26 protein-coding genes are annotated in these 23,624 nt (G+C 73.3%); 3 read left to right on the top strand and 23 right to left on the bottom strand.

Annotated features, from left to right (window positions below):
- The first annotated feature begins 78 nt into the window (after positions 1-78).
- On the top strand, positions 79-1,155 hold the full coding sequence (locus ACFC1T_RS21400; RefSeq protein ID WP_375890831.1) for an ABC transporter permease: 1,077 nt from the start codon (positions 79-81) through the stop codon (positions 1,153-1,155).
- A gap of 73 nt (positions 1,156-1,228) precedes the next feature.
- A complete protein-coding gene (locus ACFC1T_RS21395) occupies positions 1,229-1,912 on the top strand; it encodes an ABC transporter ATP-binding protein (protein ID WP_375890829.1) in 684 nt (227 codons plus the stop codon).
- Here ACFC1T_RS21395 and ACFC1T_RS21390 read toward each other — a convergent pair.
- From ACFC1T_RS21390 to ACFC1T_RS21380, 3 genes are all read right to left on the bottom strand, one after another.
- On the bottom strand, positions 1,909-2,451 hold the full coding sequence (locus ACFC1T_RS21390; protein ID WP_375890827.1) for a Uma2 family endonuclease: 543 nt from the start codon (positions 2,449-2,451) through the stop codon (positions 1,909-1,911). The genes ACFC1T_RS21395 and ACFC1T_RS21390 overlap by 4 nt on opposite strands.
- 8 nt (positions 2,452-2,459) lie before the next feature.
- Positions 2,460-3,056, bottom strand: a complete 597-nt coding sequence (locus ACFC1T_RS21385) for a Uma2 family endonuclease (protein WP_375890825.1) — start codon at positions 3,054-3,056, stop codon at positions 2,460-2,462.
- A 101-nt stretch (positions 3,057-3,157) separates the two neighbouring features.
- Positions 3,158-3,868, bottom strand: a complete 711-nt coding sequence (locus ACFC1T_RS21380) for a GntR family transcriptional regulator (protein ID WP_375890824.1) — start codon at positions 3,866-3,868, stop codon at positions 3,158-3,160.
- A gap of 197 nt (positions 3,869-4,065) precedes the next feature.
- Here ACFC1T_RS21380 and ACFC1T_RS21375 point away from each other — a divergent pair, with 197 nt between their 5' ends.
- Positions 4,066-4,395 (top strand): hypothetical protein, encoded by a 330-nt coding sequence (locus ACFC1T_RS21375; protein WP_375890822.1) that lies wholly within the window; start codon positions 4,066-4,068, stop codon positions 4,393-4,395.
- Here the strand turns inward: ACFC1T_RS21375 and ACFC1T_RS21370 are convergent.
- The 20 genes from ACFC1T_RS21370 to prcB form a co-directional block, all read right to left on the bottom strand.
- The gene (locus ACFC1T_RS21370) at positions 4,383-5,342 is read right to left on the bottom strand and encodes an ornithine cyclodeaminase family protein (RefSeq protein ID WP_375890820.1); all 960 of its coding nucleotides are present in this window, start codon (positions 5,340-5,342) and stop codon (positions 4,383-4,385) included. The genes ACFC1T_RS21375 and ACFC1T_RS21370 overlap by 13 nt on opposite strands.
- A gap of 26 nt (positions 5,343-5,368) precedes the next feature.
- A complete protein-coding gene (locus ACFC1T_RS21365) occupies positions 5,369-6,394 on the bottom strand; it encodes a proline racemase family protein (protein WP_375890819.1) in 1,026 nt (341 codons plus the stop codon).
- A gap of 77 nt (positions 6,395-6,471) precedes the next feature.
- Positions 6,472-7,833 (bottom strand): aldehyde dehydrogenase family protein, encoded by a 1,362-nt coding sequence (locus ACFC1T_RS21360; RefSeq protein ID WP_375890817.1) that lies wholly within the window; start codon positions 7,831-7,833, stop codon positions 6,472-6,474.
- 37 nt (positions 7,834-7,870) lie between these two features.
- Positions 7,871-8,875, bottom strand: a complete 1,005-nt coding sequence (locus ACFC1T_RS21355) for a proline racemase family protein (protein WP_375890815.1) — start codon at positions 8,873-8,875, stop codon at positions 7,871-7,873.
- Between the two features lie 112 nt (positions 8,876-8,987).
- Positions 8,988-9,851 (bottom strand): dihydrodipicolinate synthase family protein, encoded by an 864-nt coding sequence (locus ACFC1T_RS21350; RefSeq protein ID WP_375890942.1) that lies wholly within the window; start codon positions 9,849-9,851, stop codon positions 8,988-8,990.
- Positions 9,852-10,007: 156 nt separating this feature from the next.
- On the bottom strand, positions 10,008-11,441 hold the full coding sequence (locus ACFC1T_RS21345) for an FAD-dependent oxidoreductase (protein WP_375890814.1): 1,434 nt from the start codon (positions 11,439-11,441) through the stop codon (positions 10,008-10,010).
- Positions 11,422-11,754 carry a (2Fe-2S)-binding protein gene (locus ACFC1T_RS21340; RefSeq protein WP_375890812.1) on the bottom strand — a complete coding sequence of 111 codons (333 nt, stop codon included), beginning with the start codon at positions 11,752-11,754 and terminating at the stop codon, positions 11,422-11,424. Before ACFC1T_RS21340 ends, ACFC1T_RS21345 begins: the two co-directional genes overlap by 20 nt.
- Before the next feature lie 82 nt (positions 11,755-11,836).
- Positions 11,837-12,997: an NAD(P)/FAD-dependent oxidoreductase gene (locus tag ACFC1T_RS21335; RefSeq protein WP_375890811.1), complete on the bottom strand. Its 1,161-nt coding sequence runs from the start codon at positions 12,995-12,997 to the stop codon at positions 11,837-11,839.
- Between the two features lie 144 nt (positions 12,998-13,141).
- Entirely contained in the window at positions 13,142-14,035 is an 894-nt protein-coding gene (gene tatC, locus ACFC1T_RS21330; protein ID WP_375890940.1) for a twin-arginine translocase subunit TatC, read from the bottom strand.
- 157 nt (positions 14,036-14,192) lie between these two features.
- The gene (gene tatA, locus ACFC1T_RS21325) at positions 14,193-14,492 is read right to left on the bottom strand and encodes a Sec-independent protein translocase subunit TatA (protein ID WP_375890809.1); all 300 of its coding nucleotides are present in this window, start codon (positions 14,490-14,492) and stop codon (positions 14,193-14,195) included.
- 190 nt (positions 14,493-14,682) lie between these two features.
- Positions 14,683-14,859, bottom strand: a complete 177-nt coding sequence (locus tag ACFC1T_RS21320) for a hypothetical protein (protein ID WP_360230298.1) — start codon at positions 14,857-14,859, stop codon at positions 14,683-14,685.
- A 21-nt stretch (positions 14,860-14,880) separates the two neighbouring features.
- Entirely contained in the window at positions 14,881-15,087 is a 207-nt protein-coding gene (locus tag ACFC1T_RS21315; protein ID WP_333493513.1) for a hypothetical protein, read from the bottom strand.
- 27 nt (positions 15,088-15,114) lie between these two features.
- Positions 15,115-16,071, bottom strand: coding sequence for a helix-turn-helix transcriptional regulator (locus ACFC1T_RS21310; protein ID WP_375890807.1), 957 nt, complete (start codon positions 16,069-16,071; stop codon positions 15,115-15,117).
- On the bottom strand, positions 16,068-17,048 hold the full coding sequence (locus tag ACFC1T_RS21305; RefSeq protein WP_375890805.1) for a helix-turn-helix transcriptional regulator: 981 nt from the start codon (positions 17,046-17,048) through the stop codon (positions 16,068-16,070). The genes ACFC1T_RS21310 and ACFC1T_RS21305 overlap by 4 nt, the downstream gene beginning before the upstream one ends.
- A 199-nt stretch (positions 17,049-17,247) precedes the next feature.
- Positions 17,248-17,631, bottom strand: a complete 384-nt coding sequence (locus tag ACFC1T_RS21300) for an FKBP-type peptidyl-prolyl cis-trans isomerase (RefSeq protein WP_375890804.1) — start codon at positions 17,629-17,631, stop codon at positions 17,248-17,250.
- A 161-nt stretch (positions 17,632-17,792) separates the two neighbouring features.
- The gene (locus tag ACFC1T_RS21295; protein ID WP_375890802.1) at positions 17,793-19,112 is read right to left on the bottom strand and encodes an FKBP-type peptidyl-prolyl cis-trans isomerase; all 1,320 of its coding nucleotides are present in this window, start codon (positions 19,110-19,112) and stop codon (positions 17,793-17,795) included.
- Positions 19,113-19,329: 217 nt separating this feature from the next.
- A complete protein-coding gene (locus tag ACFC1T_RS21290) occupies positions 19,330-20,319 on the bottom strand; it encodes an FKBP-type peptidyl-prolyl cis-trans isomerase (protein ID WP_375890800.1) in 990 nt (329 codons plus the stop codon).
- Positions 20,320-20,454: 135 nt separating this feature from the next.
- Positions 20,455-21,816, bottom strand: a complete 1,362-nt coding sequence (gene pafA, locus ACFC1T_RS21285; protein ID WP_375890798.1) for a Pup--protein ligase — start codon at positions 21,814-21,816, stop codon at positions 20,455-20,457.
- Positions 21,817-21,937: 121 nt separating this feature from the next.
- Positions 21,938-22,693: a proteasome subunit alpha gene (gene prcA / locus ACFC1T_RS21280; RefSeq protein WP_375890796.1), complete on the bottom strand. Its 756-nt coding sequence runs from the start codon at positions 22,691-22,693 to the stop codon at positions 21,938-21,940.
- Positions 22,694-22,724: 31 nt separating this feature from the next.
- Positions 22,725-23,567, bottom strand: coding sequence for a proteasome subunit beta (prcB, locus tag ACFC1T_RS21275; RefSeq protein WP_375890794.1), 843 nt, complete (start codon positions 23,565-23,567; stop codon positions 22,725-22,727).
- Positions 23,568-23,624 lie beyond the last annotated feature (57 nt).

Raw genomic sequence — 23,624 nt, 5'->3', positions numbered from 1 at the left:
TCCACCGCACCGTCCACCCTTCGATCCAACGCGCCATCCGCCACTCCGTCCACCGCTCCGCCCGCAGAAAGGCCCACCGTGTTCGTCGCCTGGAGGGATCTGGGGTTCGCCAAGGGGCGGTTCGCCCTGATGGGAACCGTCATCGTGCTGATCACCGTCCTGGTCGGCATGCTGTCCGGGCTGACCGCCGGACTCGGCCGGCAGAACATCTCCGCGATCAGCGGGCTGCCCGCCGACCACCTGGTCTTCGGCAAGCCCGCCGACGGCCAGGAACTCAACTTCACCGACTCCCAGGTCACCCCCGACCAGTGGCAGGCCTGGGCGCGCGAGCCCGGCGTCACCTCCGCCCAGCCGCTCGGCATCACCACCACCAAGGCCGCCGCCGGACAGCGCACCGCCGCGCTCTCCGCCTTCGGCGTCCCCGACGGCTCCGACCTGGCCCCGCAGGGCGGCCTGATCGCCCCGGGCAGGGCGGTGCTCTCCCGGACCGCCGCCGAGAAGCTGGGCGGCCTCACCCCCGGCGCCGGCTTCACCCTCGCCGGGCACCCGCTGCAGGTGGCCGCCGTCGACGGCGACGCCGCCTACAGCCACACCCCGGTGATCTGGACCAGCCTCGCCGACTGGCAGCAGTTCGCCCCCGGCGGCGCCGGCCACGCCACCGTCATCGCCCTCCACACCGCCGCAGGCGCCGACCTGACCGCCGCCGACGCCCACCACGGCACCGTGACCCGCACCCGGGACGACGCCCTCGCCGCGATCGGCTCGTACACCTCCGAGAACGGCTCCCTCCAGCTGATGCGCGGCTTCCTGTTCGCCATCTCCGCCCTGGTCATCGGCGCCTTCTTCACCGTCTGGACGATCCAGCGCAGCGGCGACATCGCCGTGCTCAAGGCGCTCGGCGCCTCCACCCGCTACCTGCTGCGCGACGCCCTCGGCCAGGCGGTGCTGCTGCTGGTGCTCGGTACGGCCGTCGGCACCGCGATCGCCCTCGGCGCCAGCTCGCTGATCGGCTCCGCCGTGCCGTTCGTCCTGGACGCCCCGACCCTGCTGCTGCCCGCCGTCGTCATGATCGCCCTCGGCGCGATCGGCGCGGCCCTGTCCATCCGGCGGATCACCTCCGTCGACCCGCTGACCGCCCTGGGGAGCGCCCGTTGAACGAGCGAAGCGAAGTGACCATCGAAAGGTGCGCGTGGGCGAATGCCCCCGCCGAGCGAAGCGAGGCGGGCGCATGAGCTTGGAACTCGACCGCATCACCCTGACCTACCCGGACGGCGACGGCCGGCTCACCGCCCTGGACGACGTCTCACTGACCGTCCCCAAGGGCACCCTCACGGCCGTCGTCGGCCCGTCCGGCTCCGGCAAGTCCAGCCTGCTGGCCGTCGCCGCCACCCTGATCGGCCCGGACACCGGCCGGGTCGTCGTGGACGGCACCGACACCGCGGGCCTCGGCCGCGCCGAACTCACCGCCCTGCGCCGCACCCGGATCGGCATCGTCTTCCAACAGCCCAACCTGCTGCCCTCGTTGACGGCCGCCGAACAGCTCCAGGTGATGGCCCACCTCGACGGCCGCTCCCCCCGCAGTGCCCTCCCCCGCGCCCTGGAACTCCTGGACGCCGTCGGCCTGCGCGACCAGGCCGCCCGCCGCCCGCACCAGCTCTCCGGCGGACAGCGCCAGCGGGTCAACATCGCCCGCGCCCTGATGAACGACCCCACGGTGCTGCTGGTGGACGAGCCCACCAGCGCCCTCGACCACGAACGCGGCGCGGCCGTCCTGGAGTTGATCACCGAACTCACCCACCGCCGGGCGACCGCCACCGTCCTGGTCACCCACGACCGCACCCACCTGACCGCCGTCGACCAGATCGCCGAGGTCCACGACGGCCGCGTGACCATCCCCGCTCCGACCCGTTAGAAGAGGAGGTCGTCCACGCTCAGGGCCACCACCGCGCCGATCGACTCCGGCAAGGTGAACTCCCCCGAGGCGTGGACGGCCTGCTCCCGGTACACGCCGTCCACAGGGTCCGTCATCACCAGGACCCGACGCCCGATCCGGTCCACGACCACGTAGACCGGCACCCCCGCGAGCGCGTAGGCGGCGGGCTTCCTGGTGAGATCGCTGCACAATGCGGCCGAGGTCACCTCCAGCACGAACCGGAAGATCTTCGGGTCGTAGCAGTTGTACGTGACCATGTGATCGTCGCTGTCCGCATCGACGATCGACAGGTCCGGCATCGCGAAGTCATCGGGCCCGGTCGGCAGCCAGATCGCGATCCGTTGGAAAACCTCGGTATCTCCATCGTCCGACCCCGCCGCAGAGCAGGCCCTCCGCACACGGTTCAGAACCCTGGCATGCCGCATGTCCGGCACCGGTTCAACGGACACCTCGCCACCGAGCACCTCCACCCGGCGCCGGGGAAAGCGCTCGAAAAGGGCGTCAGCCAAGTGGAGCACGAAGACGACTACTTCTTGGTCATGAGTACGTCGTCCACCGAGAGCGTCACCGTTGCCCCGATCGACTCGGGCAGAGTGAACGACTGCCCCGGATGGTGTACCGCGTGCACCCGGTACTCGCCGTCCTTGGGGTCGGTGAGCACCATGACCCGCTGGTTCGTCCGGTCCACGATGACGTAGACGGGCACCCCTGCCTCGGCGTACAGCAGAGGCTTGACCTTCAGATCAGTCGTGAAGTTCGACGATGTCACTTCCAGTACAAGACGGAAGACCATCGGGTCATAGCAATTGAGCTCGATCAGGTGTTCTCGGTAGTCGGCATCGACGACACACAGATCCGGAACCGCATAATCGGACGGTCCGCTCGGCAACCACAGACCCATCCCCGGGACCACTCGGGACACATCACCATGGAGCCCCGCCGCCGACAAAGGGATGATCAGGTCGGTGAGCATGTCATTGTGCGGCCCGTCCGGAGGCGGCGTCACCGTGATCTGTCCTCCAAGAACCTCGACCCGGTGCCCCACGAGTCGATCGGAGATCAGCTCTGCGGCTTCGAGCAACGTCACCTGCTCGAAGGGTCCTTCCACTGCGGCGGCGGACATGGAAATCCTCCTGGCTGCCGATGTCGGGACCATCATGGTAGAGCGCGGGCACCCTCCGACGCCCGATCCTCCGCATTCACCCGAACGGGTGGTTTAGCCCCCTACCGAGCCCGGAGCCGCAGGCCCGGGCGCTCCGCCTCGGCCTCCTCGTCCTGGCCCGCCCAGAGCGAGCGGACGTGGCTGAGGTGGCGGGTCATGCAGGCCTCGGCCGCCTCCGCGTCGCCGCTCAGCATCAGGTCGAGCAGCTCGACGTGCTCCTCCGCCGAGGAGACCAGCTGCCCCAGCTCGTCCAGCCGGGTCAGCCCGTACAGCCGGGAGCGCTTGCGCAGGTCGCCGACGACCTCCACCAGCCGGGCGTTGCCGGCCAGCCCGAGCAGGTCGAGGTGGAACTGCCGGTCCGCCTCCAGGTAGCCGATCAGGTCGTGCTTGCGCGCCGCCGCGACGATCGCCTCGGCCTCGGGGCGCAGCCGCTCCAGCTGCTCCTTGGTGGCGGTGCGGGTGACCAGGCCGACGGTGGGGACCTCGATCAGGGCGCGGATGCCGGTGTAGTCGTCGAGGTCGCGCTCGGTCAGTTCGGTGACCCGGAAGCCCTTGTTGCGGACGGCCTCGACCAGGCCCTCCCGGGCGAGGTCGAGCATGGCCTCGCGGACGGGGGTCGCGGAGACGCCGAAGTCGGCGGCGAGGGCGGGGGCGGAGTAGACGACGCCGGGGCGCAGTTCGCCGGAGATCAGGGCCGCCCGGAGCGCGTGGGCGACCTGGTCGCGGAGCCGCTCCTGCACGGAGATCAGGGTGCGGGACTTGAGCTCGGCCATGGTGTTCCTCCGGTGGGTGCAGAACACCAGCGTACAATGTCACGTTACGTTGAGCGTGCAACAAGCCGGGAATCCGAACAGCCTGTCACGGTCGCCGCCGCCGACGTTCATGGTGGCAGCGACCACCGGTCGGCACAACGGTCGACGCCACACCGGCGACCGCCGGAACACCCTCGGACGAACGGACACACTGGGACATGGGCATCGAGATCGCCCTGCACGACGGCCGGCCCGGCGCCGGCCGTACCGCCCCCGCCCTGCTGCACCTGTCCACCGGCCACGGCCCGGCCCTCGCCGCCGCCCTGGCCGCGCACACCCGGCCCGCCGACCACCGGCTCGCCCGGATCGACCCGTACGGCGACACCCACTTCAACGAGCAGGACGCGGCCGCCGCCTTCGAGGAGGCCACCGCCCTGCTCGCCCGCTGCACCACCGAACCGCAGCGGGCGGCCGTCCGCGACCTGCGCAACCTGCTCGCCAACTGCGCCGCGATCCCGGGGAGTTGGCTGAGCCTCTACGGGGACTGAGGCGACGACGGCGCCCCGGCCCGGTACACCTCCGCCGCCACCGCCAGGTCCTCCCAGGCCATCCCGACGCTCTTGAAGAACCGCGGCCGCCCCTGCGGCAGCAGCGCGTCGCCGCGCAGCAGCTCGGCGAGGTTCCACACCTGCCGCCGCCCGAGCGCGCCCGCCAGCAGCAGGTCCCCGGCCTCCCGGGCCGCGACGGCCCGCGCCTCCACGTACAGTTCGGCCCGCCCGACCAGCACCTCGTCCACCTCCCGGGCGTCCGGTTCGTGCGAGCCGACCGCCGCGACGGCCGCGTGGTCGGGCACCAGCGCACCGTCGAACAGCGGGGTGCGCGCGGTCGTGCAGCAGACCACCAGGTCCGCCCGACCGACCGCCTCCGGCCCGCCCACCGAGGCGGTCAGCCCGAGCGCCCGCCCGTACTCGGCCAGCGCGGCCGCCCGTCCGGCGTGCCGCGCCACCACGGTGAGCCGCCGCAGCGGCCGCACGGCGAGCAGCGCGTCCAGGTGCCCGTAGGCCTGCGGCCCGGAGCCGAACACCACCACGTGTTCGGCCTCCGGGACCGCGAGCCGCGCCAGCGCCGCCGCCGTCACGGCGGGCGTGCGCAGGGCGGTGAGGGCCGCGCCGTCCAGCAGCGCCAGCGGCTGGAGCGTCGGCCCGTCCAGCAGCAGGTAGCTGCCGGTGATCCGGGGCAGTCCGCGCGCGGGGTTGGCCGGCGCCACCCCGGCGATCTTCACCCCGGCGTACGGCCCGGCGGCGGCGGGCATCAGCAGCAGCTCGCCGGCGGGCACCGGTACGGCCGACCGGGCGGGCGCCGCCTCCGGGTCGAGCCCGTCCAGCAGCACCCGCTCGATCGCCCGCACCGCCCCGGCGGGCCCGATCCCGCCGGTGCCCGGCACGGCGTACTGGAGCGGCTCAGCCGCCGCGCCGGGCAGCTCATCAGGGGTCACGGCATCGGGGGTCACAGCATCGGGGGTCACAGCGTGAACCCCGGCGCGTCCCCGGGCTCCAGCACGAACAGGTGCTCCCCGGTGCGGTACGCCGTCCCGCCGACCTCGGTGACGACGCCCTCCCCCAGCGGGTCGCCGCCGCCCACCACCCGCCCGGTGAACACGGTGCCGATGACGGACTCGTGCCGCAGCTCCTCGCCCGGCGCGATCCGCCCTTCGGCGGCGAGCACCGCGAGCCGCGCGGAGGTGCCGGAGCCGCACGGCGAGCGGTCGATCTGCCCGTCCGCGAACACCACGACGTTGCGCTGGCTCAACACCCCCTCCTCCGCAGGAAGTTCGTCGTACAGTACGACCCCGTACACCCCGGAGAGCCGCGGGTCGGTCGGGTGCGCGACGGCCTCCGACCCGGCCAGCAGCGCCCTGATCTCCCGCCCCGCGGCGACGAGTTCGGGCAGCAGCCCGGGCTCGACGGCGAGCCCGAGGGCGGCGGCCGGCACCGAGGCGTAGCACGCCCCGGAGTGCGCCACCGCGACCTCGACCGTCCCCCGCGAGGTCTCGACCGGCAGCTTCAAGGCGCTGACCCGGCTCGGCACGTTGCGGAAGGTGACCCCGGTGGTGCGCCCGCCGCTGCGCCGCACCAGGGCGGTGACCCGCCCGGAGGGGACGTCGATCCGCACCCGGGCCACGCCGTCCGCGGGGGCCGGGACCAGCCCGGAGTCCACGGCCCAGGCGCCGAGCGCGATGGTGCCGTGCCCGCAGGCGGTCGAGTAGCCGTCCTTGTGCCAGAACAGCACGCCCAGGTGGGCCTCGTCGTCGTCCGGCGGTACCAGGAACCCGCCGTACATCCCGGCGTGCCCGCGCGGCTCGTGCACCAGCAGCCGCCGGATCTCCTCCAGCGCGCTCGGCCGGGGCGCGGTCGCGCTGCCGCCCGCACCGATCGCGATGGCCCGCCGCTCGGCGACGCTGTCGCCGGGGATCGGGGGCACGCCGTCCAGCACGATCCGGAACGGCTCGCCGGCCGTGTGGTAGTCGACCGTACGGACGCACAGCACCGGCCCCGGCCCCGCACCCGGCGCCGTCCCCACCCCCGTCCCCGTCCCCGAGCCCGTCCCCGCTGCCCTGCCCGGCATCACAGCCCCCCGCCCGGCAGCACGCTGACCGTCCGGCCGACGGTGTAGAACTCCAGTGCCGCCCGGCCCTGTTCGCGCTCCCCGTGGGCCGCGCCCTTGGTCCCCCCGAACGGCAGGTGGAAGTCGACGCCGCTGGACGGGGCGTTGACCCGGATCATGCCCGCGTCCAGCCGGTCGGCGACGGCCAGCGCCGCGTCCAGGCTCCGGGTGTGCACCGAGGTGGCCAGGCTGTGCGGGGTGTCGTTGGCGAGCGCGACGGCCGCGTCCAGGTCGGCCGCCGCGTGCAGCACAGCGACCGGTCCGAAGAACTCCTCGCGCGCCAGCGGGTGTTGCGGGGGGACGTCGGCGAGCAGGGTCGGCTCGACGTACCAGCCGGCCCGGTCGGGCGCGCCCCCGCCGACCAGCACGCTCGCCCCGTCCGCGACGGCCGACTCGACCGCCGCCACCAGCCGCTCCCGCGCGTCGGCGCCGATCACCGGCCCGCAGACCGCGTCGTCCACCGCCGCCAGCGCCTTGACCAGGGCCTCGCGCAGCGGCTCGTACGCCGTCCCGACCGCGATCACCCGGCTGGTCGCCGTGCACTTCTGTCCGGCGTACCCGGCGATCGCGGCCGCGATGTGCCCGGCGGCCAGTTCCACGTCCGCGTCCGGCAGCACCAACGCCGCGTTCAGGCCGCCGAGTTCGGCCTGAACCGGCACCCCGCGCCCGGTGGCGGCCAGGACCACGGCCCGGCCGACGCCGGTGGAGCCGGTGAAGGAGACCACGTCCGCCGCCGCGACCAGCGCCGCCCCCTCCTCCGCGCCGCCGGGCAGCACCGCGAGCACGTCCGGGGGCAGCACGGCCGCGGCCAGCTCGGCCAGCCGCAGCGCGCACGCCGTCGCCTCCGGCGCGGGCTTGAGCACCGCCGTGTTGCCGACCGCCAGCGCCGGCGCGGCCTTCCAACTCGGGATCGCCAGCGGGAAGTTCCACGGCGCGATCAGCCCGGCCACCCCGTGCGGGCGGCGCCGGGTGAACAGCAGGCCCGGCCCGGCGGCGGTCTCGTGCACCGCGCCGGACGGCTCGTACGGCGCCTGGGCGTAGTAGCGCCAGATCGCCGCCGTCCGGGCGACCTCCCCCCGCGCCTCGGCGAGCGGCTTGCCGACCTCGCGCACGATCAGCGCGGCGAGTTCCTCGGCGTGCGCCTCGACCGCCTCGGCGATCCGGCCCAGCGCGGCCGAGCGGGCGCCGGCACCGGCCGCCAGCCAGCCGTCCTGGGCCGCCCGGGCCCGCCCGACGGCGGCCCGCACGGCCTCGGCGCCGGGTGCCTCGACGGCGACCACCAGGTCGGTCGGGTCGGCGGGGTTGTACGAGGTGATGGTCACAACTAGCAGCCCTTCGGAGCGCGTTCGGGAGGGAGCGTCAGAGCAGGAAGCCCGCCGGAAACGGGTCGTCCGGGTCGAGGAAGTACTGGGCGGTGCCGGTGATCCAGGCCCGCCCGGTCACGGTGGGCACCACGGCCGGCCGCCCGGCCACCTCGGTCTCCTCGACCAGCCGCCCGGTGAAGGTGGTCCCGATGAAGGAGTCGTTGCGGAAGTCCCGCCCCAGCGGGAGTTCGCCGCGCGCGTGCAGCTGGGCCATCCGGGCCGAGGTGCCGGTGCCGCAGGGCGAGCGGTCGAACCAGCCGGGGTGGATGGCCATCGCGTGCCGGGAGTGCTCGGCGGTGGAGCCGGGGGCGAGCAGCTGGACGTGGTGGCAGCTGTGGATGGAGGGGTCCTCCGGGTGCACCGGCCGGTCGGGGCTCGCGTTGATCGCGTCCATCAGGGCCAGGCCGGCGTCCAGGATGTCCTGCTTGCGCTCGCGCTCGAACGGCAGCCCGAACTCGGCGAGCGGCAGGATGGCGTAGAAGTTGCCCCCGTACGCGAGGTCGTAGCCGATGGTGCCGTGGCCGGGCACCTCGATCTTGCGGTCCAGCGCGACGGAGTACGAGGCGACGTTGCGGATGGTGACGGCCTTGGCCGCGCCGCCCTCTACCCGCACCTCGGCGACCACCAGTCCGGCGGGGGTGTCCAGCCGTACCGTGGTGACCGGCTCGACCACCGGCACCATCCCGGTCTCGACCAGCACGGTGGCGACGCCGATGGTGCCGTGCCCGCACATCGGCAGCAGCCCGGAGACCTCGATGTAGAGCACCCCGAAGTCGGCGTCCGGCCGGGTCGGCGGCTGGAGGATCGCGCCGCTCATCGCGGCGTGCCCGCGCGGCTCGTACATCAGCAGGGTGCGGAAGTGGTCCAGGTGCTGCTGGAAGTGCACCCGGCGTTCGGCCATGGTGGCGCCGGGGATGACGCCGAAGCCCCCGGTGATCACCCGGGTCGGCATGCCCTCGGTGTGCGAGTCGACGGCGTGGAACACGTGACGGCTGCGCATTCCGCACAACTCCTCTGACGAAGCGGTTGGTTGAGGCCGGCTGCCCGCACAGCCGGCCGTACGACGGGTGGTGCCGGTGCTACCAGTGGTGCCGGCGCGTGTCGGGCAGGCCCTACGCCAGACCCTCCGCGAGGGCCTTCTCGGTGGCCGCGCGCACGGCCGCCTCGATCTCCGGCTCCAGCGACTGCCGCGGCGCCCGGACCGGCCCGCCGGGGCGTCCGGCGATGTCCATGGACAGCTTGATGGCCTGGACGAACTCGGTCTTGGAGTCCCAACGCAGCAGCGAGTGCAGCGACTTGTAGAGCGGCAGCGCGGTCTCCAGGTCATGCCCGACGGCCGCGCGGTACAGCGCCACGGACGCCTCGGGCAGCGCGTTCGGGTACCCGGCGATCCAGCCGACGGCCCCGGCCAGCGCCAGCTCCAGCAGCACGTCGTCGGCGCCGATCAGCAGGTCCAGCCCGGGCGCCAGCTCGGCGATCTCGTAGGCCCTGCGGACGTCCCCGCTGAACTCCTTGACCGCCACGATCGAGCCCTCGCCGTGCAGTTGGGCGAGCAGCGCGGGCACCAGGTCGACCTTGGTGTCGATCGGGTTGTTGTACGCGACGACCGGCAGCCCGGCCCGGGCGACCTCCGCGTAGTGCGCCCGCACCGAGGCGTGGTCGGCCCGGTAGGCGTTGGGCGGCAGCAGCAGGACGGAGCCGGCGCCGGCCTCGGCGGCCTGCTCGGCCCAGCGGCGGGACTCGGCGCTGCCGTAGGCGGCGACCCCGGGCATGACCCGGGCGCCGTCGCCGGCCGCCTCGACCGCGACCTCGACGATCCGGGTGCGCTCCTCGGCGGTGAGCGTCTGGTACTCGCCCAGCGAGCCGTTCGGGACGACGCCGTCGCAACCGGACTCGATCAGCCAACGGACGTGCTCGGCGTAGGCGTCGTAGTCGACGGAGAGGTCCGGGCGCAGCGGGATCGTGGTGGCGACCATGATGCCGCGCCAGGGGCGGGTGGTGTCGTGCGGGGTGATGGACACGTTGGGCTCCTTGGTGAGGTGTGACATTTTATAAACAGTGACAGGCCGGAGACAAGGGTCCCCGCCCGAGACGTTCCGACGGATCGGGCCCGGCCCTTCCGCCGAACCGGCCTACTCCCCCGGGCCGGCCGCCAGCTGCGAGAGCGGCACCGGGCAGGCCATCGGCCGCCGGTCCGCCCCCGGCTCCGCAGCGCCGGACAGGCAGGCCACGGCCGGACCGCACATCCGCCCCTGGCACCAGCCCATCCCCGCCCGGGTGAGCAGCTTGACGGTCCGGGGATCGCCCGCGCCCAGCTCCTCCACCGCTTCCGCGATCCGCGCGACCGGCACCTCCTCGCACCGGCACACGTCGGTGTCCGGCCGCAGCCACCCGGTCCAGCCGGGCCCGGGCCGGTGGGCCGCCGCCATCAGCGCGGCGAACTCCCGCAGCCGGGCCCGGCGGCCCAGCAGCGCCCGCCCGGGCAGCACCCCGGCGACCGCGTGCGCGGCCAGCTCCCCCTCGGCGAGCGCGAGGTCCGCACCGCCGACGCCGTTGGTCTCCCCCGCGGACCACAGGCCCGGGACGGAGGTGCGCAGCCGGGCGTCGACCCGCAGCGCGACCGCGCCGTCCGGCCCGGTGAGGGTGTCCGCGCCGAGTTCGGTGGCCAGGTCGATCTGCGGCAGCAGCCCGTGGCCGACGGCGAGCGCGTCGCAGGCGATCCGCCGCTCGGTGCCGGGCAGCGGCCGCCAGTCGGCGTCCAGCCGGGCCACGGTGACGCCGGTGACCCGGTCCGTCCCGTGCGCCTCGACCACCGCGCTGCGCGGCCGCAGCCGTACGCCGTGCCGCAGCAGCGCGCCGCCGTGCCCGGCGCCCTCGACGAGCTTGGCGGGGACGGCCGCCAGCACACCGGGGCGCCGGGCGTACCCGAGGTAGCCGCTCGCCTCGACCACCGCCGGGACCTCCGCCCCGGCGGCGACCAGCGAGGAGGCCGCGGCGAGCAGCAGCGGTCCGCTGCCGGCCACCACGATCCGCCGGCCGGGCAGCACCAGCCCGGCCTTGAGCATGGCCTGGGCGCCGCCCGCGGTGACCACCCCGGGCAGCGTCCAGCCGGGGAAGGGCAGTTGGCGCTCGTACGCGCCGGTGGCGAGCAGCACCGCCCCGGCCCGGAGGGTGGCCCGGTCGGCGGCCTGCGGGCCGCGGGTGACGTGCAGGGCGAAGCCGTCGGCGGTCCGCTCCAGCGCCCACACCTGGTGCCCGCCGCGGAAGTCGGCCCGCGGGTGGGCTTCGAGCCGCGCGGCCAGCCCGGCGTACACCGGCCAGCGGTGGTGCAGGCGGTCCGGGCGGCTCGCGCCCAGTCCGGGCGCCGGGTGCCGGTAGTACTGCCCGCCGGGCCGGTCCGCGCCGTCCAGCAGGACGCAGCGCAGCCCGAGGTCGGCGGCGGTCACGGCGGCGGCCAGCCCGGCCGGCCCGGCCCCCACCACGGCGAGGTCGTAGCCCGACCCGGAGCGCCCGGCCGACCCCGAGCCCTCGGACGACTCGGAGCGCTCAGACGGCGAGATCGGCACGACCGTGGCCCTCCTGACTGGTGACGACGGTGCCGGGCTCGGCGGGCAGCAGGCACAGCCGCTGGTTGGCCCGGCCGTCCACGGTGGCCAGGCAGTCGAAGCAGGCGCCGATCCCGCAGAACGCCCCGCGCGGTCGCCCGCCGGTCCGGGTGGTGCGCCAGGCGAGCACGCCGTCGGCCCAGAGCGCGGCAGCGATCGACTGCCCGGGCAGGGCGCGGACGGCCCGCCCGTCGAACTCGATCAGGTGCCCGGGCCCGGGGTCGGCCCCGACCAGCCCGGCAGGGGTTCGGCGACGCGTCACCGGCTTCTCCATTCCGTCGTCCAGCTCATCCGATCCGATCCGTCCACGGCCCGGCCCACACCGACACCCACGCCCGTCACCACACTCACGCCCCTCACCCCGCCGGGAACCGGTCGGCCCGGAACGGCGCGAGGTCCAGCTCCGGCCGCTTGCCGGTCAGTTGCTCGGCGATCAGCAGCCCGGTGGCGGGCGCCAGCCCGATCCCGGCCCCCTCGTGCCCGCAGGCGTGGTAGAGCCCCGGCACCCGGGGGTCCTCGCCGATCGCGGGCAGGTGGTCCGGCAGGTAGGGGCGGAAGCCCCGGTAGACGCGCATCACGGTGACGTCCGCGAGCACCGGGAACAGCTCCGCCGCCTGGACGGCGAGCCGGCGCAGCACCTCCTGGGAGAGGGTCCGGTCGAAGCCGACCCGCTCCCGGCTGGCGCCGATCAGCACCGGCCCGCCCGGGGTCCCCTCGACCACGGCGGAGGTCTGCAGATCGGCCGAGCCGCTGGCCACGTCCGCCACGTAGTCGGCGGCGTAGACCTTGTGCCGGACGATCCTGGGCAACGGCTCGGTGACCAGGACGAACCCGCGCCGGGGCAGCACCGGCAGGTGCACCCCCGCCAGCGCGGCCAGTTCGCCGCCCCAGGTGCCGGCGGCGTTGACCACCGCGGGGGCGGCCAGTCGGCGCCGGGCGGTCCGTACGCCGCGCACCGCGCCGTCCGGGCCGCGCTCCACGGCCGTCACGTCCTCCCCGGTGATCAGTTCGGCGCCCGCCCGGCGGGCCTCGCGCAGCAGCTGGGCGGCGGCGAGCGCGGGCTGCACCTGGGCGTCCTGGGGGTAGTGGTAGCCGCCCGCGAGCCCGGGGGCGAGGTGCGGCTCCAGCTCGCGCAGCCGCTCGGCCGGAACCTCCTCGGCGCTCACCCCGGCCGCGGCCTGACCGGCGGCGAAGGCCCGCAGCGCCTGCTGTCCGGCCTCGGTCGAGGAGACCACGACGCCGCCCTTGGGCTCGTACTCCACGGCCGGGCCGAGCTGTTCGGCGAGTTCGCGCCAGAGCCGGGTGCTGAGCAGGGCGAGGTCGAGTTCGGGCCCGGGTTCCTTGTCGGAGACCAGCAGGTTGCCCTCGCCCGCCCCGGTGGTGCCACCGGCGACCGGCCCGCGGTCGACGACGGCGACGGCGAGTCCGGCCCGGGCGGCGTAGTAGGCACAGGCGGCGCCGACGACTCCGGCGCCGACCACGACGACGTCCAGTGGAGGTGTCCAGGTCTTCAGCACGCCAGTAATATGTCACATGCCATCTGCTCTGCCAAGAGTCCCCTGCCCTTCCCCGAAGAGTCCCCCGAAAGTCCCCGGAACGGCGGACGGCCCCGGCCCCCGCACGAAGCGGGAACCGGGGCCGCGGCCCGATCACTCACCGGCTCAGGTGATGTCGTCCATCTGCTCCCGCCGTGCGCCCGGCACCGGAGCGGCGCCCGCCGCCGGCGTCGCCGAGGCCTCGACCGTCTCCGTACCCGCCACCGGCTGCACCGAGAGGTCCACCTCGGAGGCCTCCTCGTCGTCCAGCTCGGCGTCCGGGTCGTTCCGGCGCTTGCGCCGGTCGTTCATGATCGAGATGCCCACCGCGATGAAGTACAGCGCCCAGATCGGCGCGGCCAGCGCCAGCATGCTCAGCGGGTCGGCGCTCGGCGTCGCGAAGGCCGCGAACACCGTGATGCCCATGACCATGCCGCGCCACCAGCCGAGCAGCCGCTTGCCGGTGACCATCCCGACCTGGTTCATCATCACCAGCAGCAGCGGGAACTCGAAGGCGAGGCCGAAGACCAGCACCATCCGGGTCGCGATGTCGAGGTAGTCCTCGGGCGGCAGGATCGGCGTGGTGTTGTTCGGGGTGAACGAGATCAGCACGTCGACCGTGGTCGGCAGCACCAGGATCGCCACGGCCACACCGGCCAGGAACAGCGGCGCCCCGCAGAGCATGAAGACGACCGCGTACTTCTTCTCGTGCCTGTGCAGACCGGGCGCCACGAAGGCCCACACCTGGTACAGCCAGATCGGCACGGTCCCGACCACGCCGGCCGTCAACGAGACCTTCAACATCCAGGTGAAACCGGCGGTCAGACCGATGTTGGAGACCTGGGCGCACTTGCCGTGGTACTGCCCGGCGGTCTCCACGGTGCAGCGCGGCAGCGGCTGCAGCAGGAAGTCCTCGATCTGCTTGTGGTAGATCGCCGCGATGACGGTGATCACCAGGATCGCCAGGACCGACTTGACCACGCGGTTGCGCAGTTCCCGCAGGTGATCGGCGAGGGCCATCCGCCCCTCAGGATCCTTGGGCGCCTTCTGCGGCGCCTTGGAGAGCTTGCTCAACCCCGGTCCTCAACTCGTGCGTCGAGGCCCGCCGGTCGACGGGCCTCCGTGGTCGCTCGCGGCACCCGTGCCGCGTACCTCGGGTACGTCACGCGCGCCGCGCTCAGTGCGGGCGCTCGCCGCCGGGCACACCCGGGGCGCCGGGCGCCGGCTCGACGATCCGGGCCTCCGGCTGCGCCGAGACCTGCGCCGAGCCCTGCGCCGAGACCTGCGGCGGCGCGGACGGCCGGACGGCCGACGCACTGCCCTCCGGCTCCTCCTCCGAGCGCATCGCCCTGGCCTCGCTCTTGAGGATCCGCAGCGACTGCCCCAGCGAGCGCGCCAGGTCGGGCAGCCGCTTGGCCCCGAACAGCACGACGGCCACCACCACGACCACCACGATCGCGGTCATCGAGAAGCGCATGCGCCGACCACCTTCAGCATCCGCGGCCCGACAGGCCGCCCGCCGCGGATGGTAACCGCTGCGGATGACGCCCCGACGACGGCCGCCCGAACAGGACAGCGGCCCCGACCGGCAGGACTGGAGCCACTGAGAGCGTAACCCGCCCTCACCTCAGGACAGCAGCCCCCGTACCGCCGATGACCCGGCCGTGCTATCGGGCGGGAACGGCCTCGGCCAGCTCCCCCGCCGCCTCGGCCAGCGCCCGGGACGCCGCGTCCACGCCCTTGGCCAGCGCCCGCACGTCCAGCCAGAGCCGGATCGCGAGGACCCCGAGGACCAGCAGGCCCGCGGTGGCGAGCAGGACGGCGGCGACGAGCATCCAGGACATGCGCCCCACCCTATACGGGGGTCACCCCTCCGCCGGGACGAGCCGCATGGTGCGCACCCCGGCCGCGGTGAGCGCCTCGACGATCTTCTCGCCGGCCGGTTTGCGGACCGCCGCCCCGCAGAGCGGGCAGCCGAAGCTGTAGTGCGCCTGCGCGGGAGTCCGGCCGAGGGTCAGCCGGAACTCCTCGGCCGGGAGCTCGACCTTCTCCCGGCACTGCGAGCAGTACACCTTGAATCTCGTCCCGGGCTCCACCGCTCAGTCCCGCCCCTCCCCGTAGGCGGCCAGCGCCTCCCGCGCGGCCGAGCGCGCCTGCTCGGCCGGCTCGGGCGGCGAGACGATCCGGCCGTCCCGGCCCAGCCGCAGCGCCAGCGGGCGCAGCTGGGAGGGGTCGGCGCTGCGCAGGGTGATCCGCAGCCCCCCGTCGGGCAGTTCCTCGGCCCGGTCGTGGGTGTAGTACTCGGCGACCCAGCGGCCGCCGGAGGAGACCTCGACCACCACCTCCGGGTCGTCGGCGGCCGGGTTGACCAGCCCGCCGCTGAGGTCGCGCGGCTCGCGCCGGGGCGGGTCGGCCGGGACGTCCAGGACGCGGATCTCGGCGACCCGGTCCAGCCGGAACATCCGGTGGTCCTCCGAGGTGCGGCACCAGGCTTCCAGGTAGGTGTGGCCCTCGGTGAGCAGCCGGATCGGGTCGACCTCGCGCTCGGTCATCCCGCCGCGCCCGTGCGAGTAGTAGCGCAGCCAGAGCCGGCGGCCCTCGCTGAGCGCGCGGTCGATGTCGGCGAAGACGTGGCTCTCGGCCTCGAAGGTCACGCCGACCCGGGCGCTGCCCTCGGCGCTCTCCCCCGCGGCGTTCTCGATCTTGGCGACGGCCCGGGTGAGGGCCTCCCGGTCCCCGGCCCGCAGACCGGGCAGCCCGGCCACCGCCCGGGCGGCCACCAGCAGCGCGGTCGCCTCGTCGGCGGCCAGCCGCAGCGGCTGGGCCACGTCGTCGACGTTGTGCCACCAGATCCGCTCGCCGTCGGTGTCGATGTCGAGCAGGTCACCGCCGCGGAAGCTGGTGCCGCACATCGGCAGCACGTTGAGGTCCGCGATCAGCTCGCGCTCGCTGATCCCGAACGCGCGCGCCACCTCGGCGACCTCGGCCCCGGGCCGCTCGCGCAGGTAGGTGACCAGCGACAGCATCCGTCGCGTCTGGTCGATCGCATTGCTCATGCCCGAACGTCCTCCGTGTCCAGCCCCGCGACCGCCCGCAGCCGGTCGATGACATCCGCCCGCAGCTCCTCCGGGCCGAGCACCAGCACGTCGGGCCCGAACTCCGCGAGGTCGGCGCCCAGCCCGTTGCCGTACGGGATCTCCAGCTCGTCCCAGACCTCGTCGACCCGGGTGCTGCCGAGCGCCTTGGTGCGCAGCGGGAAGCCCGCGCCCCGGCGGACCCGGACGGTCGCGGTGGCGGTGGCCCCCTCACCGGCGAACTTGGCCACGGTGGCCCGGACGTCCACGTGCTCGGGCACGGTGCCCAGGAACGCCCCGCTCCTGGCCTTCACCCTGCCGGTGATCCGGCTGAGCCGGAACACCCGGGCGTCGCCGCGGTCCCGGTCGTACCCGGCCAAGTACCAGTGCCCGCGCCAGCACTCCAGCGCCCACGGCTCGACGCTGCGCTGCTCGACGGCCGCGGCACCGGCCTTGCGGTACTCGAAGGTGACCGGGCGGCGGTCCCGGGCGGCGGTGAGCAGCGGCTCGAACGCGGCCTCCCGGGCGGGGATGCGCGGCTCCAGGGCGGTCCGGCCCTCGGCCTCGGTGAACGGCACCCCGGCCGCGCGCAGCTTCTGCAGCGCGCCGCTGGCCGCGCCGGACATCTTGGCCTGCTGCCAGACCCGGGCGGCCAGGGTCAGCGCGGCCGCCTCCTCGGCGTCCAGCGCGATCTCCGGCAGCCGGTTGCGGTCGGCGCGGGCGAGGTAGCCCAGCTCACCGTCCAGCGTGCTCTCGTCGACGTCGATCACCAGGCCGAGCTCGCGCAGGTCGTCCTTGTCCCGCTCGAACATCCGGTTGAAGGCGTCCTCGCTGCTGTTCTGCCAGGCTTCGCGGTAGGCCTCGATGGATTCCCGCAGCTCCTTCTTGGAGAGCGGACGTCTGGTGTTCATCAGGCACAGGGCGAGATTCATCAGCCGCTCTGCCTTGGCGATCGCCATCGCTGACCCTTCCGGTGTGCCGCGCCGCGCGCGGGGTGCGCCAACCGGGCGATCCTCACCCGGCGGGACCGACCGTACCGGTAGCGGTACGCACTGCAAAAGCCGCGTCCCGCGGCCGGTCCCCGGGAGCCGCCGTCCGGGCCCGGGAACGGCCTCGGGCCGGGCCCCCGAAGGGGTCCGGCCCGAGGTCACAGCAGGCTCAGACGGCCAGCAGGTCGACCACGAAGATCAGGGTCGAACCCGCCGGGATGAGCGGCGACGGCGACTGGTTGCCGTACGCCAGGTGCGACGGGATGGTCAGCTCGCGACGGCCGCCGACCTTCATGCCCTTGACGCCCTGGTCCCAGCCCTTGATGACCCGGCCGCCGCCCAGCGGGAAGCGGAACTCGTTGGGGCTCCGGTTCCAGCTCGCGTCGAACTCCTCGCCGGTCTCGAAGGTCACGCCGACGTAGCGGACGCTGACGTTCTGACCCGGCTTGGCCTCCTCGCCGTCACCGACGACGATGTCGCGGATCTGCAGCTCGGTCGGGGCGTCGCCGATCGGGAAGTCGATCTCGGGCTTCTCGTTCAGGTTCACAGCCATGGTCCCTCTTCTCACGTTCCCAAATTCCCTACACGACCAAGCGGCGGACACCCGTGCCGCGGTCCGTCCGGACCACGGTACGGGCGCCCGCCGCCCGCCGGGACGCGGCCACGCGGCCGCACCCGAAGGTCACACGCGCACCATTGTCCCCGAAAAGTCGATCAGCCCTGACCGGCGTCCAGGATGTCCACCACGAAGACCAGGGTCGCGCCGGGCGGGATGTCGCCCTGGCCCTTGTCGCCGTAGCCCAGCGAGGCCGGGATCACCAGCTCGACCCGGCTGCCGACGGTCTGGCCCGTCAGCCCCTGGTCCCAGCCCTGGATGACCTGGCCGCCGCCGACCGCGAAGGAGAACGCCTGGCCCTTGCTGAGCGAGGAGTCGAAGACCTTGCCGTCCTTGGCCAGCGCGCCGGTGTACTGGACGACGACCTTCTCGCCCTTCTCCACCGCCGGCCCGGTGCCCTTGATCAGGACGTGGGTCTTGAGCTCGGTCGGGTCCTTGGCCCCGGCCACCGGGGTGATGTCGGCCGGCTTCTTGCCGTTGTCCTTGACCTGCGGGAAGTCGGCCGGCGGCGGGGTGACGGTGCCGCTGACCACCGCGTCGGGCGCGTTGGCGTTGCGGACGTCGATCACGAAGATCAGGTTGTCCTTCGGGCCGATCGACATGTCCGGCTTGCCCTGGGAGCCGAAGCCAGCCGCCGGCGGGGCCACCACCAGCAGTCGGCTGCCGGCCTTCTTCCCCATCACGGCCTGGTCCAGCGCGGGGATCAGCGCGTCGGTGCCGGCCTGGAAGATCTGCGGCTTGCCCTTGTCGTCGTACGAGCTCGGGATGTCCTTGCCGGTGTTCCAGTCCTTGGCGGTGTAGTCCACCGAGGTCCAGGAGTTCTTGTCCACCTTGGGGCCGTTGCCCTCGGACAGCACCTTCACCACGAAGGAGCCGTCGGAGGCCTCACCCGGCACCTGGATCTCGGCCTTCTTGCCGAAGTCACCGGTGACGGTCGGCAGCACCTTGGCGCTGTCCTTGATCGGCGGCACCGGCTCGGCGGTCGGCGTGGGCGGCGCGGACTTGGTCGCGTCCGGCTGGGCGGCCGAGGCGGTGTCCTTCGACGAGTCCTTGTTCACCATGTACAGCGTGATGCCGCTGCCGACCAGCAGCACGGCGAGCACCGTGCCGAGGATCACGCCCAGCTTGCCGACGCCGGGCGGGTTCTCGTCGTACCCGGCCTCCGAGCTGTCGGCCTTGCGCACGTTGCTGGCGAAGATCTGCGGGGCCTCGTCGTCGTCCGACTTGGGCCCGGCCGCGCGCGGCTTGTCGCCGGGCTGCGCCCAGCCCGCCTGCTGCGCGAGGATCGCCGGGGGCACGACGATCGACTCGCGGTCCGCCGTGGCCTGCCCTCCCGGGCGGGAGGCGGCCGGGTCACCCGCAGAGCCGTCGTTCGCCGCGGTGCCGGCCGCGCCCGGGCTCGGCGTCTTCTCAGTCATGACTCCCCATCCATCTCGCCACGAGGTCTTCCAGGTCTGCGCCCGGCGTGGTGAGCGCCGGCCTGCCGCCGTACCCGTCCGCCCCGGACCCCGGCGCCGGGCGGCGCCTGCCACAGTGCGAGGGCAGTATGACAGCTCAGGATGAGGACGGACGCTTTGTTGTACGAGCGTCCGCCCAAGCGTACGGAATCCTCCCGGCGACTTCCTAGAGCGCCCGCTAGACCGCTTCCAGAATGTCGATCACGAAGACCAGCGTGGAGTTCGGCGGCACCGACCCCTGGGCCTGGTCCTTGTAGCCCAGGGCCGGCGGCACCACCAGCAGCACCCGGCTGCCCACGTTCTGCCCCACCAGCCCCTTGTCCCAGCCCTCGATCACGCTGCCGGTGCCGATCTGCACGGCCTGCGCCCCGCCGTGGGTCCAGGAGGCGTCGAACTGCTGCCCGTTGCTCCACAGCACCCCGGTGTACTGCACGATCAGGGTCTGCCCGGTCTTGACCTGCTTGCCCTCGCCCTTGATCAGCACGGCCTGCTGGAGGTCGGCGGGGGCGGCCTGCCCGGCCGGGACGGTGATCCCCGCCGGTGCCTTCCCGTTGTCCTTGACCTGCGGCAGCGTCGCGGCGGGCTGGGTCATGTTGCCGGTCAGCGTGGAGTCCTGCGGCAGCGCCTCCACGATGTCCAGCACGAAGACCACGGTGTCGCCCTTGTTGACGCCCAGCTGGGTGGAGCCCTGCTCGCCGAAGGCGGCCGCCGGCGGGGCCACCACCAGCAGCCGGGTGCCCACCTTCTTGTCGATCACGGTCTGGTCCAGCGCCGGCACCAGCTGCCCGCTGCCGGCCTGGTAGAGCTGGGGCTTGCCGTTGTCGTCGTACGAGCTGGGCAGGTCCTTGCCGGTGGTCCAGTCCTTCGCCGTGTAGTTGACCGTCACCCAGTCGCCCTTGCCGACCGTCGACCGCTCACCGTCCGTCACCGTGTTCACCACGAACTGGCCGCTGGGCTGCTGGCCCTCGGGGATGGTGATGGTGGCCTTGCTGCCGAAACCACCACCCGAAAGAGTGGGCATCGGGGAGGCCTCGCCCACCGGCGCCGGCACCGTCGGGGCCGCGCTCGGGGTGGACGGCGTCGCCGGTCCGGCCGCCTTGGGCGAGCTGCTGCAAGCGACCGCGAGCAGCAGCGGCAGGGTGAGAAGCAAACCGGCGGTGCGGCGCACGGTGGTCCTAACTGTCGGTCGAAGTCGGCTCTCCCGACTCGACGGACAGCGTATGCCCGGCATGCGTCCGGCCCCGGTAGACACCACCGGGGCCGGTCAACGCCGAGGGCACGGCGGTCGGTCACACGCCGACGGTCACATGCCGGCGATCAGCTTCTCCACCCGCTCGTCCACCGAACGGAACGGGTCCTTGCACAGCACGGTGCGCTGCGCCTGGTCGTTCAGCTTGAGGTGCACCCAGTCCACCGTGAAGTCCCGGCGCTGCTCCTGCGCCCGGCGGATGAAGTCCCCGCGCAGCCGGGCCCGGGTGGTCTGCGGCGGGACGGACTTGGCCTCGAAGGTCTTGAGGTCGGTGGTCACCCGCTTCGCCTGGCCCTTGCCCTGGAGCAGGTAGAACAGGCCGCGCCGGCGGTGGATGTCGTGGTACGCGAGGTCGATCTGGGCGACCCGCGGGTTGGACATGCTCATCTCGTGCTTCTCGCGGTAGCGCTCGATGAGCTTGTACTTCATGATCCAGTCGATCTCGGTGGCCACCGTGTCGAGGCGCTCGGTGCGCACCGCCTCCAGGGTGCGGCCCCACAGTTCGAGCACCTGCGCGATGGTGCCGGTGTTGATGCCCTTGCGGTCGGCGAACTCCAGGGCCTTGCTGTAGTACTCCTCCTGGATGTCCAGCGCGCTGGCCTCCCGGCCGTTGGCCAGGCGCACCTGGTGGGTGCCGGTGAGGTCGTGGCTGACCTCGCGGATCGCCCGGATCGGGTTCTCCAGGGTGAGGTCGCGCATCACCACGCCGGCCTCGATCAGCCGCAGCACCAGGTCGGTGGAGCCCACCTTGAGCAGGGTGGTGGTCTCCGACATGTTGGAGTCGCCGACGATCACGTGCAGCCGGCGGTAGCGCTCGGCGTCCGCGTGCGGCTCGTCCCTGGTGTTGATGATCGGGCGGGAGCGGGTGGTGGCGGAGCTGACGCCTTCCCAGATGTGCTCGGCCCGCTGGCTGACGCAGAACACCGCGCCGCGCGGGGTCTGCAGCACCTTGCCCGCGCCGCAGATCAGCTGGCGGGTGACCAGGAAGGGGATGAGCACGTCGGCCAGCCGGGAGAACTCGCCGTGCCGGGCCACCAGGTAGTTCTCGTGGCAGCCGTAGGAGTTGCCGGCCGAGTCGGTGTTGTTCTTGAAGAGGTAGACGTCCCCCGCGATGCCCTCCTCGTGCAGCCGCCGTTCGGCGTCCACCAGGAGTCCTTCGAGGATCCGCTCGCCCGCCTTGTCGTGCGTGACCAGCTCGGTCACGTCGTCGCACTCGGGGGTGGCGTACTCGGGGTGGGAGCCGACGTCGAGGTAGAGCCGGGCGCCGTTGCGCAGGAACACGTTGCTGCTGCGGCCCCAGGAGACGACCCGGCGGAACAGGTACCGCGCGACCTCGTCCGGCGACAGCCGACGCTGCCCGCGGAACGTACAGGTCACGCCGTACTCGTTCTCCAGCCCGAAAATCCGGCGGTCCATGAGCACTCCATTCTCTGTCGGAGCTGTCCGAAACCGCCTCCACGACGACTGGGCCGCCGCAGGGGCACCGGAGTCCCGTACGCCGGCGGTCCGGCCGCCGTACGGGACTCCGCAGGCACTGCTACTCCGGCGCGCTCGCCGCCGGGTTCTCGTCGTCGTCCGACTCCGCGGACTGGTCCCCGTCGAGCAGCCGGCCGAGCTGGTTGCCCAGGATCCGCTTGAACTTGCGCTGCTGGAACCGCTGGCGGTCGAGGACCGCGACCTCCAGTTGTTCCGGGGTGAGGGCGCGCGGGCTGCCCCCGTTGGGGTCGCGGGCGAGCGAGTCGACCGCGACCTTCACCGCCTCGGTGAGGCTCAGTCCGGCGCGGTGGCGCTGGCCCAGGTAGTTGCCGATCGAGTCGGCGTTGCCGCCGACCACGACGTAGTTCTTCTCGTCGACGACCGAGCCGTCCGGCGTGAGCCGGTAGATCTGGTCGTTGTCGGCGGTGCGGCCGACCTCGGCGACGATCAGCTCGACCTCGTACGGCTTCTCGCCGACCGAGGAGAAGATGGTGCCCAGGGTCTGGGCGTACACGTTGGCCAGGCCGCGGGCGGTGACGTCGGCCCGGTCGTAGGAGTAGCCGCGCAGGTCGGCGTAGCGGACGCCGCCGATGCGCAGGTTCTCGAACTCGTTGTAGCGGCCGACCGCCGCGAAGGCGATCTTGTCGTAGATCTCGGAGACCTTGTGGAGCGCCCGGGAGGTGTTCTCGGCGACGAAGACGATGCCGTCGGCGTAGGTGAGCACGACCACGCTGCGGCCGCGAGCGATGCCCTTGCGGGCGTACTCCGCGCGGTCCGCCATGGCCTGCTGGGGCGAGACGTAGAACGGTGTCGACACCGGCGGTCGTCCCTTTCCTGTGAGGTGATGGCTAGATCAGCGGGGCCTGCGGGCCGTTGGGCCGGGTCAGGCGCTCGTCGGTGATGGCGACCGCGATCGCCGCGACCTCCGCGTTGTCGAGCCGGCGGAAGCCGTCCGCGGTGATCAGCGAGACGATCGGGAAGATCTTGCGGGCGAGGTCCGGGCCGCCGGTGGCGGAGTCGTCGTCGGCCGCGTCGTAGAGCGCCTGGACGACCAGGGTGGCGGCCTGCTCGGCCGTCAGGTCGTCGCGGTAGAGCTTCTTGAGCGAGCCGCGGGCGAAGACCGAGCCCGAGCCGGTGGCGGTGAAGCCGTGCTCCTCGGAGCGCCCGCCGGTGACGTCGTAGTTGAAGATCCGGCCGCGGCCGAGGTCGAGGTCGTAACCAGCGAAGATCGGCACCACCGCGAGGCCCTGCATCGCCATGCCGAGGTTGCCCCGGATCATGGTGGTGAGCCGGTTGGCCTTGCCCTCCAGGGAGAGCACCGCGCCCTCGATCTTCTCGTAGTGCTCCAGTTCCAGCTGGAACAGCCGGACCATCTCGACCGCGAGGCCGGCGGTGCCGGCGATGCCGACGGCGCTGTACTCGTCCGCCGGGAAGACCTTCTCGATGTCACGCTGGGCGATGACGTTGCCCATGGTCGCGCGGCGGTCACCGGCGATCACCACGCCGCCGTCGAAGACCGCGGCCACGATCGTGGTCCCGTGCGGGGCCTCGACCACGGAGCCCTCGGGGAGCCCGCGGTGGCCGGGCAGCAGCTCCGGCCGGTGCTCGGCGAGGAAGTCCAGGAACGAGGAGGACCCCGGGGTCAGGAAGGCAGCCGGTAGACGCCCGGTGCCACGAGTGTTGGCTTCCACACGATTCCTTCCAGGTAGCTTGAAGCGCGCATTGCCCGCACCCTACCCGCCGACGAT

The sequence above is a fragment of the Kitasatospora sp. NPDC056076 genome (genome assembly GCF_042266305.1).
Lineage (GTDB): Bacteria > Actinomycetota > Actinomycetes > Streptomycetales > Streptomycetaceae > Kitasatospora.
This window is presented reverse-complemented; position numbering and strand designations above follow the sequence as displayed.

Coding starts and splice junctions, on each gene's coding strand:
- ACFC1T_RS21300 (WP_375890804.1), bottom strand. CDS start 17,631: ATGGCTGTGAACCTGAACGAGAAGCCCGAGATCGACTTCCCGATCGGC.
- ACFC1T_RS21385 (WP_375890825.1), bottom strand. CDS start 3,056: ATGTCCGCCGCCGCAGTGGAAGGACCCTTCGAGCAGGTGACGTTGCTC.
- ACFC1T_RS21375 (WP_375890822.1), top strand. CDS start 4,066: ATGGGCATCGAGATCGCCCTGCACGACGGCCGGCCCGGCGCCGGCCGT.
- ACFC1T_RS21350 (WP_375890942.1), bottom strand. CDS start 9,851: ATGGTCGCCACCACGATCCCGCTGCGCCCGGACCTCTCCGTCGACTAC.
- ACFC1T_RS21380 (WP_375890824.1), bottom strand. CDS start 3,868: ATGGCCGAGCTCAAGTCCCGCACCCTGATCTCCGTGCAGGAGCGGCTC.
- tatC (WP_375890940.1), bottom strand. CDS start 14,035: ATGGCCCTCGCCGATCACCTGCGGGAACTGCGCAACCGCGTGGTCAAG.
- ACFC1T_RS21295 (WP_375890802.1), bottom strand. CDS start 19,112: ATGACTGAGAAGACGCCGAGCCCGGGCGCGGCCGGCACCGCGGCGAAC.
- tatA (WP_375890809.1), bottom strand. CDS start 14,492: ATGCGCTTCTCGATGACCGCGATCGTGGTGGTCGTGGTGGTGGCCGTC.
- ACFC1T_RS21355 (WP_375890815.1), bottom strand. CDS start 8,875: ATGCGCAGCCGTCACGTGTTCCACGCCGTCGACTCGCACACCGAGGGC.
- ACFC1T_RS21340 (WP_375890812.1), bottom strand. CDS start 11,754: ATGGAGAAGCCGGTGACGCGTCGCCGAACCCCTGCCGGGCTGGTCGGG.
- pafA (WP_375890798.1), bottom strand. CDS start 21,816: ATGGACCGCCGGATTTTCGGGCTGGAGAACGAGTACGGCGTGACCTGT.
- ACFC1T_RS21310 (WP_375890807.1), bottom strand. CDS start 16,071: ATGAGCAATGCGATCGACCAGACGCGACGGATGCTGTCGCTGGTCACC.
- ACFC1T_RS21305 (WP_375890805.1), bottom strand. CDS start 17,048: ATGGCGATCGCCAAGGCAGAGCGGCTGATGAATCTCGCCCTGTGCCTG.
- ACFC1T_RS21320 (WP_360230298.1), bottom strand. CDS start 14,859: ATGTCCTGGATGCTCGTCGCCGCCGTCCTGCTCGCCACCGCGGGCCTG.
- ACFC1T_RS21395 (WP_375890829.1), top strand. CDS start 1,229: ATGAGCTTGGAACTCGACCGCATCACCCTGACCTACCCGGACGGCGAC.